The organism is Propioniciclava sp., assembly GCF_036744435.1.
GTDB lineage: Bacteria > Actinomycetota > Actinomycetes > Propionibacteriales > Propionibacteriaceae > Propioniciclava.
The window spans coordinates 1-14,019 of the sequence record NZ_DAIOIA010000082.1 but is presented as its reverse complement, the minus strand read 5'-3'; the positions used below and the strand labels follow the sequence as shown (position 1 = coordinate 14,019).

Here is a 14,019-nt window from a genome sequence, read left to right as displayed (position 1 = left end):
CCTTGGCGGCTGGAGGAAACGCCGTTGAAGAACTGAATGCCGACCTCGCTCGGCGCGCTCGTGGAAAGAAGCGCCGCCCCCACGGGCTGCGCGGCGCCCTCGTCGGGGGCACCCATGCAGGTGACTCGGTTAGTTCCCGCTCCCGAGAATTCCAGACCGCACGGCGACAGGTACCCGGAAGGCGTCACGGCCGCGTAGTTGTTCAGGACCTGGTCAGACGTGAAAATCAGACCTTCGTTGGCGTTGGTCGACTCGGCATCAGCCAGCACGAACGTGTAGCCGCTGGTCACGACCTGACTCGTGTTGATGTCGGTCACGACGATGTTGCTGAAGTTGATGCTGCCGTTGTTCCCGATCTGAGCGGGGACGTTCTGCTGGTAGATGACCGGCTTGCCGCCGACACCCGCGTAGATCTCCCGGCCGAAGACCGCCTGCGACCAAGTCGGCGCGGTGGAGGCGTACACCGGCTTCATCATCCCGGTGGGGCCGGCCGTCTGCTTCGCGGTCATGGTGAGCCGGTAGTGGCCGATGTCCAAGCTCATCTGCTGACCGCCCGGCGACTGCGCCTGAGTCGAATCGAACGACGACATGTCGATCCAGCACAGGGTGCTGGCATTGGGACCGTTGGTCCCGTAATGACACCCTTCGACCTCCGCGGCCTGCGCCTTCGCAGTCGGGAAGAAGACTGCGGACAGCCCCATGATGAGCACGAGACCGAGCAGCAGCGCACCCAGACGCGACCGGCCCTCCCCCGTTGTTCTCCGACGTGGTGTGGTTTTCATCAGTTCCGTTCCCCATTTCCCCTGACGGGCCGCCCGACCCTTCGAGGTTTTCGTGGCGTGATCCCGCTTGTGTCCCCAGGCGTCATATCGCTCAATGAGCGTAAACGCCGTCATGAGCGGCACTCACTTCACGCATCGGTTGCCGATCTCCCGCACCTCGTTCCACCCCGCGACTCCCGTTCACATGAATGGCATCCGACGGACATACCGGCCTCGGCGCCCCCGGCACCGGCGGGGGCGCTGCCTGCGCGCGGGCGCTCTGCTCACGAGAGTCCCCGGTGACTCTCGGGTCTGTCGGCCCGGGCTGGCAGGCTGGGGGCGTGCACGCGGCTGACCGAGACCCCGAGGCGGGGACCACCATGCTTGCCGGGTTCTCCGCTGCGACGCGGGCCTGGTTCCTGGGGAACTTCCCCGCGCCCACTCCGGCCCAGTCCGGGGCCTGGGAGGCGATCTCCGCCGGCCGGCACACCCTGGTCGTCGCTCCGACGGGCTCCGGCAAGACGCTGTCGGCCTTCCTGTGGGCGATCGACCGCCTTGCCACCGAGCCGCAGCCCGCGGTGATGCGCCGTTGCCGCGTCGTCTACGTCTCCCCGCTGAAGGCCCTGGCGGTGGACGTGCAGAAGAACCTCCGCGCCCCGCTGCTCGGTATCGGGCACGCCGCCGACCGGCTCGGCCTGCCGCGGCCCGACCTCAGCGTCGGCGTCCGCTCCGGAGACACCCCCGCCGATCAGCGGCGACGCTTCGCCCGCCACCCCGACGACATCCTCATCACCACCCCCGAGTCGCTCTACCTGCTGCTGACCTCGCAGGCCCGGGAGGCGCTGCGCGGCGTCGAGACGGTGATCCTCGACGAGGTGCACGCCGTCGCAGGCACCAAGCGCGGCGCCCACCTGGCCCTCACCTTGGAACGCCTCGATGCGCTCCTGGACGCGCCCGCCCAGCGCATCGGCCTGTCGGCGACCGTGCGTCCGCTGGACGAGGTGGCCCGGTTCCTCGCCGGTGGCCGCCCGGTGACGACCGTCGCTCCGGCCGCCTCCAAGCAGTGGGAGCTGACCGTCAATGTGCCGGTCCCCGACCTGGCGGCGCTGGCCGCCGAACCGGCCGAGGACGGGGAAGCCGCACGCCCGTCGATCTGGCCGCACGTCGAGGAGCGGATCGTCGACCTGATCGAGAGTCATCGCTCGACGCTGGTGTTCGCCAACTCGCGTCGCCTGGCAGAAACCCTCACGACCCGGCTCAACGAGATCGCCAGCCGGCGGGCCACCGGCGCCGACCCGCGCTCCCACCCCGAGGGCATGGCGCCGCCCCCGCACTCGACCGGCTACGGCACCACCTCATATGCCGCCGACGCCCCCCTCGAGATCGCCCGGGCTCACCACGGCTCCGTGTCCCACGAACAACGCGCCCAGACCGAAGAGGCCCTCAAGGAAGGTCGCCTGCCCGCCGTCGTGGCGACCTCGAGCCTCGAACTCGGCATCGACATGGGCGCCATCGATCTGGTCGTCCAGGTCGAGGCCCCTCCGTCCGTCGCCTCCGGCCTCCAACGCGTCGGGCGCGCCGGACACCAGGTGGGGGCGACCTCGGAGGGGGTGTTCTTCCCCAAGTTCCGCGGGGATCTGGTCGCCAGCGCCGTCATCGTCGAGCGGATGCGCGCCGGCGCCATCGAGGCCCTCGCCATCCCGGCCAACCCCCTGGACGTGCTGGCTCAGCAGATCGTCGCCATGGTGTCGCTCGACGACTGGTCCGTCGACGACCTCGAGGCGGTGCTGCGGCGGGCGGCGCCGTTCGCGACGCTCACGCGCGGCGTCCTGGAGGCGGTCCTCGACATGCTGGCCGGGCGCTACCCCAGCGAGGAGTTCGCGGAACTGCGCCCCAGGCTCGTCTGGGATCGGCTCACCGGCACCCTGACGGGCCGCAGGGGCGCCCAGCGGATCGCCGTCACCTCCGGCGGCACCATCCCCGACCGCGGCCTGTTCGGGGTGTTCATCGCCGGGGATGGCCCGGGCCGCCGGGTGGGCGAGCTCGACGAGGAGATGGTGTACGAATCGCGCGTCGGGGACGTCATCACGCTGGGCACCTCCAGTTGGCGCATCGAGGACATCACCCACGACCAGGTGCTGGTCACTCCCGCCCCCGGCCAGGCCGCCCGGCTGCCGTTCTGGAAGGGCGACACGCTCGGGCGTCCCGCCGAGCTGGGGGCCGCCGTCGGGGGCTTCGTCCGGGAGGTCGCCTCGCTGCCCACGGACATTGCACGGGAGCGATTGGCGGCGTCTGGACTGGACGCGTGGGCGTCCGACAACCTGCTCGGCTATCTCACCGAGCAGCGGGAGGCGACCGGCTCGCTGCCCACCGACACGACGCTGGTGGTGGAGCGGTTCACCGACGAACTCGGCGACTGGCGGATCGTGATCCACAGCCCGTTCGGAGCGCGGGTGCACGCGCCGTGGGCGCTCGCGATCGGCGCCCGGCTGCGGGAGCGGTTCGGCGTCGACGTCTCGGCCATGCATGCCGACGACGGCATCGTGCTGCGGCTGCCCTACCTGGGCGATCCCGATGCCGAGGGCGGCCTCGGCTCCGACCTTCCCGCCGACCTGCTGGACCTGATCCTGCTCGACCCCGACGACGTACGCGCCCTGGTCACCGAGGAGCTGGGCGGCTCGGCGCTGTTCGCGGCCCGGTTCCGCGAATGTGCCGGCCGAGCCCTGCTGCTGCCGAACCGGCGTCCGGGGAAGCGTCAGGCGTTGTGGCAGCAGCGGCAGCGCTCGGCGCAACTGCTGGAGGTGGCCAGTCAGTATCCGGGGTTCCCGATCGTGCTGGAGGCGGTCCGCGAGTGCCTCCAAGACGTGTTCGACCTGCCTGGACTCGTCGAGCTGATGAGCCGGGTGCGGGCCCGCGAGGTGGCCGTGGTGGAGGTCACCACCCCCACACCGAGCCCGTTCGCGTCCAGCCTGCTGTTCGGCTACGTCGCGCAGTACTTGTACGAGGGCGACTCGCCGCTGGCCGAGCGCCGAGCGGCCGCCCTGTCGCTGGATCCCGACCTGCTGGCCGAGCTTCTGGGCACCTCCGAGGGGCTGAGCCTGCGTGACCTGCTCGACCCGGACGCCCTGACCCGCACCGAGGCCGAGTTGCAGCACCTGGCCGAAGGACGCCGGGCCCGGGACCCCGACGAACTTCACGACGTGCTGCGCGTCCTGGGGCCGCTGTCGGCGCCCGAACTGGCAGCCCGGTCCGCGGACCCGCTCGCCGTGCCCGCCTGGCTGGCCGAACTGGAGGCGTCCCGGCGGGTCTTCGCCACCGCGTCCCGCGACTCGAACCCGGATGATCCCTCGGGCGTCGCCGCGGCGCACCCGGTGTGGTGGGTGGCCGCCGACGACGCGGGCCGCGTCCGGGACGCCCTCGGCGTCGCCCTACCGGGCGGGCTGCCGCAGGCGTTCACCGATCCGGTCGCCGACCCGCTCGCGGATCTGCTGGTCCGCTACGCCCGGACGCATGGGCCGTTCACCAGCGACGACGTCGCGGCCCGGCTGGGGCTGGGCCGCTTCGTCGTGGAGTCCACGTACGCCCGACTCGCCGCCGACGGCCGCGTCGTCGCCGGGGACTTCTCCCCGTTCGGCTGGACGCGTAGCGACGGCACCGCCTCTGACGGAACCACCCGCGAGTGGGTCGACCCCGGCGTCCTGCGGATCATCCGCCGCCGCTCGGTGGCGGCATTGCGCGCCGAGGTCGAGCCGGTGGAGGCGTCCGCGTTCGCGCGGTTCGTCCCTGCCTGGCAGGGCGTCGGTGGGGCCTACCGCGGGGTGGACGGCGTCCTGCGGGCCGTCGAGCAACTCGCGGGCGTGCCGCTGCCCGCCTCCGCGTGGGAGACGCTGATCCTGCCCGCCCGGGTGCGCGACTACGCCCCCGCCCTCCTCGACGAGCTGTGCGCCGCCGGGGAACTGACCTGGCGCGGCGAAGGGGCGCTGACGGCGTCCGATGGCTGGATCAGTCTGTGGCCCGCCGATCTGGGTCCCGTCGGCGAGGGGCCGGGCGAACCCGAGGGCGACGTGGAGGCCGCCCTGCTGGAGGCCCTCCGTTCGGGTGGGGCGGCGTTCTTCGGGTCCTTGACGCACGCGCTGACCGATCCCGCCGGGCAGGGCGTCGCGGAGGCGTTGTGGTCGCTGACCTGGAAGGGACTGGTGACCAACGACACGTTGGCCCCGGTGCGTGCCCGGCTGGGCGGCGGCGCGACGCCGACGCACCGGGTCCGGGCCGCCGCCCCACGGGGACGCTACGGTGGCCGCCCTCGGCTGCCCCGTACCCCGCGCGGCGATGCCCCCCCGGCCGTGGGAGGGCGCTGGTCGGCGCTCCCGATCGTCACCCCGTCGCCGGAAGAGCGGCTGGTGCTCACCGCCGAGTTGCTGCTGGATCGCTACGGCGTCGTGACCCGCGGCTCGGCCCAGTCCGAGGGCGTCGAAGGGGGCTTCGCGGGGGTCTACAAAGTGCTCGCGACGGCGGAAGACGCGGGACGTCTCCGGCGAGGCTATTTCGTGGAGGGCTTGGGGGCGGCGCAGTTCGCCACCACCGGCGCGGTCGACCGGCTACGCGCGCTGGGGTCGGCTGAGACGAGCGGGCGGAGCCACGCCCCCGACACGCTGGTGCTGGCCGCGACCGACCCGGCGAACCCGTACGGCGCCGCGCTGCCGTGGCCGGCATCGGGGGAGCATCGCCCCGGACGCAAGGCAGGAGCTCTGGTCGTGCTGGACTCCGGCGACCTGATCGCCTACCTGGAACGTGGGGGACGCACCGTCTTGACCTGGTCGCAGGACGCCGACGCCCTCGCCAGGGCCGCCTCCGCGCTGGCGGCCCTGGTGCGCAGCGGCCGGGTCTCCGGGCTGACGGTCGAGCGGGTCGACGGCGAGCAGGCGCTCGGCTCCGGCGCCCCGCTGATCGCCGCCCTCACCGCCGCAGGGTTCCACCAAGTCCCGAAGGGGCTCCGGTTGCGCCGCTGACGTGGCGAGAGCGCCGCCTGGTCAGTGCTGCGAGATGCAGAACTGGTTGCCCTGCGGGTCAGCCAGCACGTACCAGCCGAAGTTGCCGTAGCTGTGCTCACCCACCAGCGTCGCGCCCGCGGCCAGCGCTTCGTCGCGGGCCGCGTCGGCGTCGGGGGCCGTCAGATCCAGGTGGACGCGGTTCTTCCCCGGAGTGGGGTCGTCGACCCTCTGCACCGCCACCCGAGGCTCACTGCCCAGGACGTAGAAGAAGGCGTCGTTGCTGTCGATGATCTCAGCGCCGAGCCGTGCGGACCACCAGCGGGCCAGGGGTTCGGGATCGGCGGAGTCGAAGGTCACCATGCTGAGGGAGAGAGCCATGCCTTCACGGTACGGCCCGGCAACGACAAAAGCGGGGGGACGGGGCGCGTCCGGCGCCGACCGGGGAAGCGCGCAGCCCCGCATGCACGCGGCCGAGGGAGCCTGCAGTGCGGGATGATCCTCCCGTGCACGTCACTCACCTCGAACGCGTCCTCGGCCTCACCTGGCCGGGGATCCACAGCGAGCCGTTCGGCGGATGGCTGCTGCGGGCCGGGCGCGGCGTCACCTCGCGCGCCAACTCCGCGCTGGTGCTGGGTGATCCGGGCGTTCCGACGGAGGAGGCGCTGGACGCGGTGGCGGCCTGGTACCGGACGCGAGGGCTGCCGCCGCGGCTGCAGATCGCCGCTTCGATTGCCGCATGCGGGTCTCTCACCGAAGCCGAGGGAGGGGACCACGGGCGGCGGGAGGCGACCGACGCGGCCTGTGCGCGGCGCGGCTGGGTCGCCTCTCCGTGGACGTGGGTGATGACGCGTCCGCTCGACGGTGAGCCGGACGCAGCGGGAGATCAGACCGTGGGACTAGGGGATCTCGAGGTGGCCTGGTCGGGGGAACCTCCGCCGACCTGGTCGCCCGAGCGAGCCGCGGAGGCAACCGCGGCACCCGCGCTGTTCGCGACCGTCCGCCTGCACGGCGAGGCGGCGGGGGTGGGACGCCTCGCGCTGGCCGAAGACTGGGCCGTGTTGACCGACCTGACTGTGGAGCCGCAGGTGCGCGGGCGGGGAATCGGAGGGGCGGTGGTCGAGGCGCTGTGCCGCCGGGCCAAGGCGGAGCGCGCTACGGCGGTGGCACTGCAGGTGCTGGCCGACAACCCGGCTCGTCGGCTGTACCGGCGGTTGGGGTTCAGCGACCATCACGCCTACCGCTATCGAACGGGCGGGTGAGGATCAGAGTTCAGCGACGAGCGGAGCGATCGCCATGGCGACGACGAGAGCGACGACGAGGAGGACGAGAAGCGTGGTGAGGAACATGTATCCAGGTTCCCCGCTGGCAGGCCCGCGCACATCGGCTCGGCGGCTCGATCGGCCTCCCCCCGGCGACGCAGGGGAACCCCCTCAGAGCCGTGCCCTGGGAGGATCGCGGGGCTAGTCTTCCGGCATGGCCCTGAGCGTCTTCGATCTCTTCTCCATCGGGATCGGACCGTCGTCGTCCCACACGGTCGGCCCGATGCGCGCGGCCGGGCTGTTCCTCGACCTGCTGGGGGACCGCCTGGACGCCGTCGCGCGCATCACATGCCTGCTCTACGGCTCCCTCGGCGCGACCGGCCGCGGCCACGGGACCGACAACGCCGTGATCCTCGGCCTGCTCGGTGAGCGCCCCGAGACGGTCGACCCGCGCAGCGTCGCCGCCACGGTCCGTGCCACCTACTCCGAACGAACGCTGCTGCTCGCTGGCCGTCACCGCATCGGGTTCGACCCGGCCACCGACCTCGTGCTCGACGGCACCATCGAACTCCCGGCCCATCCCAACGGGATGGTGCTGAGCGCCGACGCCGCCGACGGCTCGACCCTGGCCACCGAGACCTACTACTCGGTGGGCGGCGGGTTCGTCGTCACCGGGGACGCGGCGGCGTCCGACCCGGTCGTCCCCGACGCCGCCGATGTGCCCCACCCGTATTGGACGGCGTCCGACCTCATGGCGATCTGCGACACCACCGGGCTCTCGATCGCACGCGTCGCCCTCGAGAACGAGCGTGCGATGCGCCCCGAGGCGGACATCCGGGCAGGCCTGGCCGGCATCTGGGCGGTGATGCGCGAGTGCGTCCGCAACGGCGCCGAGACCGAGGGGCGCCTCCCCGGCGGCCTGCGCGTCCTGCGTCGCGCCCCCACCCTGCACGCCAAACTGGTGGCCGAGGGCGACAGCACCGATCCGCTCCGCGGCCTGGACTGGATCACCTTCTACGCCCTCGCGGTCAACGAGGAGAACGCGGCGGGCGGGCGCATCGTCACGGCACCCACCAACGGCGCCGCAGGAATCATCCCCGCCGTTCTCCACTACTACTGGGACTTCGTCCCGGGCGCCGACGAGAAGGGCGTCGCGACGTTCCTGCTGACCGCGGCCGCCATCGGGATGATCTTCAAGAACACCGCCTCCATCTCGGGCGCCGAGGTCGGCTGTCAGGGCGAGGTCGGGTCCGCATGCTCCATGGCCGCCGCCGGATTGGCCGCCGTGCTCGGTGGGACGCCGGAGCAGGTCGAGAACGCCGCCGAGATCGGGATGGAGCACAACCTGGGGCTGACGTGCGATCCCGTCGGCGGCCTGGTGCAGATCCCCTGCATCGAGCGCAACGCCATCGCCTCGGTGAAGGCCGTCGCCGCGGCCCGCACAGCGCTGCGCGGGGACGGCTCTCACATCGTGAGCCTCGACAACGTCATCAAGACCATGCGGGACACCGGCCGCGACATGCAGGCCAAGTACAAGGAGACCGCGCTGGGCGGGCTGGCCGTCAATGTGGTTGAGTGTTGACCCCCGCGCACAACTTGCGTCCGGCTCTGACAAGCACAGGGACGGGGGATTCCCCCACCCCCTCAGGAGCACACGCCGTTATCGGGCAAACTGACGGGGTGGAGAGGATCATCGAGGCACAACCCGGCGACGAAGTGCCCATCTGGATCCAGGATCGAGGTGGCCGCGGCCTGCGCCTGCGCGGCCACATCGTCATCGAGGACCTGCGTCCGGTGCTGTCGGCGATCGCGACGCAGCAGGGCGCGAACGGACCCCAGAACCCGGTGACGCAATACATGCTCGCGGAAGCCTCGCACTACCTCGCCGACCGGCTGCTCGACGACGGCCAGCCCACCAACGACGGCCGGGCCTCCGTGCCCAGGACGCTGTCGAGTGCGCTGGGTCACCAGCCGTTCGTCGAGACCGTGCTGGGCATGAGCCAGCATCAGATGCTGCGCCGCTGGCCGCTCGCCTCCGACTGGTACACCGACGTCATCAACTACGTCATGCGTCCCGCCCGCTTCACCTCGCCCAGCTCGCCGCTCGCCCCGCAACTGGTGGAGCATGCGACCGGCCCCCTGGGTGACCTGATCCGGTTCTTCGTCGACGAGTCCTACCGGCTCGCGGCGGCCTCGCGCACCATTCGGGTCGCCGAGGCGCTGCAGACCCTCTGGCCGGACTACCCGCCGGTGCGGCACGCGATGGCGTCCTACCGGCACGAGGTCCTGGAGCAGTACGTCCCGCTCTACAACGCGATCATCGCGGCCTACGACCTGCGGCCCCACCGCGACATCGACCTGACGGCGATCAGCTGGGCGTTCAACGCCTTGTCGTCGCGCAACATCATCGAGCAGCTCGCCGACCAGAACCCCATCCGCGTGGACGCCCACGGAACCCCCTGGACGCTGGCCGCGTACAACTGCCTGCTGCTGGTCGCCGGGTCGTGCACCGACCACGCGGGCCGGACGCTGCCGCCGGAGGAGTTCGCAGCGTTGCTGCCGGTCGCCCCCCTCAACCCGGGCGACGCCTGAACCAGAGCGCCGCCCGCGCCCTCACAGGCGCAGGCCCAGGCGTTCCAGAAGGGGCCCCAGCTCGGGGTCGCGACCGCGGAACGTCCGGTAGGTCTCCAGCGCATCCACCGATCCGCCCGGCGCCAGCAGGGTGCGCCGGAAGTGGTCCCCGTTCTCCCGCGTGCCGCCGCCGTTCGCCCTGAACCAGGCCACGGCGTCCGCATCCATCACCTGGGCCCACGTGTAGCCGTAGTATCCGGCCGCGTAGTCGGAGCCCCAGATGTGATTGAAGTAGGCCGACCGGTAGCGCGGCGGGACGAGAGCCGAGTCGACGCCCCAGGCGGCCAGCGCCCGCTCCTCGAAGGCCTCGACCTCCTCGGCGGTCGCGGGCAGTTCCTCCAGCGGAGTCTGATGCCAGGCCTGATCGAGCAGCGTGGCAGCCATGATCTCCACGGTGCCGAAACCCTGGTTGAACGAGGATGCGGCGTCCAGCTTCGCGAGCAGGTCCGCGGGCAGCACCCGGTCGGGGACCATGGACCAGAACTCGTTGACCTGCGAAGGGAACTCCACGAAATCGCGCGGGGTGGAGGTGCCCGACCTCGACGGGTACTTGGTGTTCGCGAACAGCCCGTGCAGGGCGTGTCCGAACTCGTGGAACATCGTGGTGACGCCGTCCCAGCTGATCGTCGTCGTGGACGGCGTGTAATTGCAGTTGTTGGTGACGACCGGGAGCGACCGGAACACGGTCGTCTGGTTGACCACCGGCGTCATCCAGGCGCCACCCTGCTTGGTGGGGCGCGCCCAGAAGTCCATCAGGAACAAGCCGATCGGGCTGCCGTCGGCGTCCCTGACCTCGTACACGTCCGCCTCGGGGGTGTGGCCGACCAGGTCGGGGCGCGGCTCGAAGGTAATCCCGTACAGATCGTGGGCGGCGACATAGACCGCCTCCAGGACCCGGTTGACGTCCAGGTAGGGGGCCAGTTCGGCCTCCTCGACGCCGAACCGCTCGGCGCGCACGAGGTCGGCGACAAACTCCCAATCCCAGGGGGCGAACTCTTCACCGGGCTCCAGGTCGGCGAACCGTGCGGCGAAGACGGCGGCGTCGGCGTCCGCCTGGGCCCTCGCGGCCCGGCCCAACGGGCCCATCAGGGCGTTGACGGCGTCGGTCGTCTTCGCGCAGCCCGCCGAGATCGACAAGGCGGCGTAGTTCTCGTATCCGAGCAGGGTCGCCTTGCGGGAGCGGGCCCGGGCGATCGACGCGATGATCGCGCGCGCGTCGTGTTCGCCGCCCAGCCCACGCGACACCGACGCCTCGAAGAGGCGGCGCCGCAGCGGTCGGTGGCGCAGCTTGGCCAGCAACGGCTGCTGAGACGTGTTAACCAACTCGATCCGCCACGTGCCGTCCCCGGCATCGAGGGCCGCGATCTCCTCCCCGGTGAGCCCGTCAAGTTCCGCGGCGTCGCTGACGATGACCGCCCCGGCGACGCGCGCGTCCCGGTTGACGCGCTGGAACCGGGCGCCCAACTCGGCCAGTTCGGTGTTCAGCTCGCGCAGCCGGGCCTGATCCTCCGCACCGAGGGCGACCCCGGCGCGCGTGAAGGCCGCCAGCGTCTCGCTGAGCAGGTAGGCATCCTCGGCGTCCAGGGCCACCTCACCGTCGCGCGCACGGGCGTCCAGGGCGACGAACCGCGCATACAGCGACGCGTCGAGGTGGATGGCGTCCGCGTGCTGCGCGAGCAGCGGACCCGCCTCTTCGCGCAGCGCGTCCAACTCGGGGGTGCTGTTGGCCAGCCACACGGCCTCGAACGCCAGCAAGGTGCGCTCAAGCAGCGTCCCGGATGCCTCCCACGCGTGCAGAACGTTCTCCACACTCGCCGGGGCGTCGGCGGCGGCCAGCGTCGACAGTGCAGCGCGCTGCTGCTCCATGCCCGCGAACAACGCCTCCCGGTAGTCCGCAGCCGTCAGCGCCGCGAAATCGGGCAGTTGATAGGGCAGGTGCGAACGGTCGGCGAGCGGATTGTCCGAGGAAAGCGTCATGCCTCCCAACCTACTCGAGCCCGCCTGCGCGAGCCGTGCGGGTTCCCGCCGGAACGCCTGTGTCGCGGGCGCTCGTTCAGACCTGGACGCGCACCACGCTGAGGGCCGCGCGGACGCCCGCCGCTTCGACGACGCCCAGGGTGCCGTCGGCGACGGCGGCGTCCACGCGCGCGGAGAAGCGATCCAGCGCGGCCGAGGCGTCCCCGCCGGATCTGATCTGCTGGGAGGCGGTGTCCCACTGGGTTTGCAGCGCGGAGGAGGGCTGCCCGGGCATCAGGGCGACCGCGGTGTCCACCCCCGCCAGGGAGGCATGCAGGACGGCCGTGGACGCGACGGCGGTGAGCGCTCCGGGCAGATCGCTGGGCAGGTTCAGGGCCGGGAGCTGCGGGGAGACGGTCCGCGACGTCGTGGTCGAGGCCGCGCCGAGCGCTGGCGTCACGAGTCCGGTGCCCAGCAGAAATGTGGTGGCGAAGATCAGCGTCGCGCCGATCAGCACCGCGATCCAGGTGGTGGCCGTGCGGAAGCGCGCGGTCGAGAGGGGCGCCCCGCCGGCCTGGTCGGCGGCGAAGCCGCCGCGCTGCGCGCTGCCGGGGGTGGCGTCCGGGGTGAACGCATACCCGCGGGGCATCGCGTCGGGGCCTTGCCGCGGGGAGACGGGGATCGGCTCGATCCGCGTGGCTTGCGCGACCGCGGAACTGTTCCGGGACGCCCCACCACGCGGATCGTGGAACATCCGCGGGTCCCGGGCGGCCACCGGTGGCCCGCTGGGGCGGGTGTCGATCCGCGTCATCTCGGCGGGCCGCAGGGCATCAGCGGTGGGCCAGGGTGCGGCAGCCCCGTGCGCCGTCACCCCTCCTGGCGGAATCTGGCCAGTGATCGTGGACGCGACCGGCGCAGCGCTCGGGGTCGCCGGAGCCCGCCCGATCGGGGGGACCGTCCGCTGACCGTGCGAGGGCAGCAGACCGTGGGAGGGCAGCACCTGCGTCGGCGCGTCGGCGCCCGGCCCCGGAGTCCTCACCTGCACCCCGGGCGGCTGCCCGTCCGACGTCGCGCCTGACCTCCCGACCAGCCCTGGGGCGGCAGCCGATGCGCCGACCACCACGGCGGACGCTGCGCCAAGACCGCCCACGGCGGCCCCCGCAACGCCGGCCAGCCCGGCCGCACCCGCCACGGGCGCCAGCGCCGCCGCCCCGGGGATCACCGCAGCGAACCCGGCCACCTCCGCCGCGGACGCCACCTCGCCCCCCGACAGGCTGCTGGCACCAAGACCCTGTGACGTCGGCAGCACCGCGGTGGAGGCGGGAGGTTCGCTGCGTCCCAGCACCGACGTCGCCGCCTCCGCGCCGAGGCCGAGGACAGCGGTCGCCTGCGAGGCCTCGTCGGCGCCCGCGGGAAACACGGCCGTCGCCGCGTGCGGGTCCCCCGCGGCGGGAAGGACCGCGGCCACCGCCTGCCCTGCCCCCGAGACGGGCAGCGCCGAGGTGGCGTCCGCATTCGGGTTGGACTCCAAGTGATCCAGAGCGGCGGCCACCACCACCGTGTCCGGCCGCGCGTCGGGGTCCTTGGCGAGCATGCGTTCGATCAGGTCGGCCAGCGTCCCCGCGACGCCCGGGCGCAGCGCCCGCACCTCGGGAACCGGATCGTTCAGGTGCCGATTCGCCACCTGAATGGCGTTGTCACCGGAGTAGGGCGGCTTGCCCGTGAGCATCGCGATCAGGACGCCGCCCAGGGCGTACACGTCGGAGGCAGGCCCCGCCCGGCGTCCGAGCGCCTGTTCAGGCGACATGTAGGCCGCCGTGCCCATCGTGGTGGCGGGCGCCGTGAGGTGGGTGTCGGAGTCCAGCTGGGCAAGGGCGATGCCGAAGTCGAGGAGCTTGACGTCATCGCCGCTGATCATGATGTTCGCCGGCTTGATGTCGCGGTGCACGACGCCGATGGCGTGGGTGGCCACCAGCGCGGCCGCGGCCTTGCGCGCGAGGGTGACGGCACGACGCTCCGTCAGGGGCCCCTCGGCGCGCAGAACATCGGCGAGGGTCGCGCCGGGCAGCAACTCCATGACGAGGTAGGCGATCCGGTTCTCGGTGCCCGCGTCGAAGATCGTGACGATCCCGGGATGGTTGAGCCGCGCCGTCGCCAAGGCTTCGCGATGAAACCGGGGGGCGACGGTGATGTCGGTGGTCTGGGACAGATCCACCAGTTTCACCGCCACATCGCGGCACAACCGTTCGTCCGTGGCCCGGTACACCTGGCCCATGCCGCCCCGCCCCAAGCGGGCATGCAGACGGTACCGCTGCCCGATCAGGTCGCCGTCACGCATGTGGGCAGTCTAAGTCAGTGGTTCTGTGAGGTCCTCAGCCCCCAGCACGACCCGGCGTCCGCCCACGGTGCCTCCCCGCCCCG

Annotated in this window: 8 protein-coding genes; 4 read left to right on the top strand and 4 right to left on the bottom strand. The window is 72.1% G+C overall.

Annotated features, from left to right (window positions below):
- On the bottom strand, positions 1 to 896 hold an 896-nt coding region (locus V7E09_RS10785), incomplete at its 3' end, for a CshA/CshB family fibrillar adhesin-related protein (protein ID WP_324523373.1).
- A gap of 245 nt (positions 897 to 1,141) precedes the next feature.
- Here V7E09_RS10785 and V7E09_RS10780 point away from each other — a divergent pair.
- Positions 1,142 to 5,770, top strand: coding sequence for an ATP-dependent helicase (locus V7E09_RS10780; protein WP_442956876.1), 4,629 nt, complete (start codon positions 1,142 to 1,144; stop codon positions 5,768 to 5,770).
- A gap of 21 nt (positions 5,771 to 5,791) precedes the next feature.
- Here V7E09_RS10780 and V7E09_RS10775 read toward each other — a convergent pair whose 3' ends face one another.
- Positions 5,792 to 6,130: a VOC family protein gene (locus V7E09_RS10775; RefSeq protein ID WP_324509938.1), complete on the bottom strand. Its 339-nt coding sequence runs from the start codon at positions 6,128 to 6,130 to the stop codon at positions 5,792 to 5,794.
- Between the two features lie 125 nt (positions 6,131 to 6,255).
- Between V7E09_RS10775 and V7E09_RS10770 the strand changes: the two genes are divergently transcribed.
- The 3 genes from V7E09_RS10770 to V7E09_RS10760 all read left to right on the top strand — a co-directional run bounded on the left by V7E09_RS10770 (position 6,256) and on the right by V7E09_RS10760 (position 9,603).
- Positions 6,256 to 7,011: a GNAT family N-acetyltransferase gene (locus V7E09_RS10770; protein ID WP_324523371.1), complete on the top strand. Its 756-nt coding sequence runs from the start codon at positions 6,256 to 6,258 to the stop codon at positions 7,009 to 7,011.
- A gap of 214 nt (positions 7,012 to 7,225) precedes the next feature.
- Positions 7,226 to 8,593, top strand: coding sequence for an L-serine ammonia-lyase (locus tag V7E09_RS10765; protein WP_324509942.1), 1,368 nt, complete (start codon positions 7,226 to 7,228; stop codon positions 8,591 to 8,593).
- Positions 8,594 to 8,691: 98 nt separating this feature from the next.
- Positions 8,692 to 9,603, top strand: a complete 912-nt coding sequence (locus tag V7E09_RS10760; protein WP_324509944.1) for a hypothetical protein — start codon at positions 8,692 to 8,694, stop codon at positions 9,601 to 9,603.
- Positions 9,604 to 9,624: 21 nt separating this feature from the next.
- Here V7E09_RS10760 and V7E09_RS10755 read toward each other — a convergent pair whose 3' ends face one another.
- Both V7E09_RS10755 and V7E09_RS10750 read right to left on the bottom strand, forming a co-directional pair.
- Positions 9,625 to 11,619 carry a M3 family metallopeptidase gene (locus tag V7E09_RS10755; RefSeq protein WP_324509946.1) on the bottom strand — a complete coding sequence of 665 codons (1,995 nt, stop codon included), beginning with the start codon at positions 11,617 to 11,619 and terminating at the stop codon, positions 9,625 to 9,627.
- 76 nt (positions 11,620 to 11,695) lie between these two features.
- On the bottom strand, positions 11,696 to 13,936 hold the full coding sequence (locus tag V7E09_RS10750; RefSeq protein ID WP_324523370.1) for a serine/threonine-protein kinase: 2,241 nt from the start codon (positions 13,934 to 13,936) through the stop codon (positions 11,696 to 11,698).
- Between the last annotated feature and the right edge of the window lie 83 nt (positions 13,937 to 14,019).

Excerpts from the sequence above, each read along its gene's own strand:
- V7E09_RS10775 (WP_324509938.1), bottom strand. The coding sequence starts at position 6,130 with ATGGCTCTCTCCCTCAGCATGGTGACCTTCGACTCCGCCGATCCCGAA.
- V7E09_RS10765 (WP_324509942.1), top strand. The coding sequence starts at position 7,226 with ATGGCCCTGAGCGTCTTCGATCTCTTCTCCATCGGGATCGGACCGTCG.
- V7E09_RS10780 (WP_442956876.1), top strand. The coding sequence starts at position 1,142 with ATGCTTGCCGGGTTCTCCGCTGCGACGCGGGCCTGGTTCCTGGGGAAC.
- V7E09_RS10750 (WP_324523370.1), bottom strand. The coding sequence starts at position 13,936 with ATGCGTGACGGCGACCTGATCGGGCAGCGGTACCGTCTGCATGCCCGC.
- V7E09_RS10755 (WP_324509946.1), bottom strand. The coding sequence starts at position 11,619 with ATGACGCTTTCCTCGGACAATCCGCTCGCCGACCGTTCGCACCTGCCC.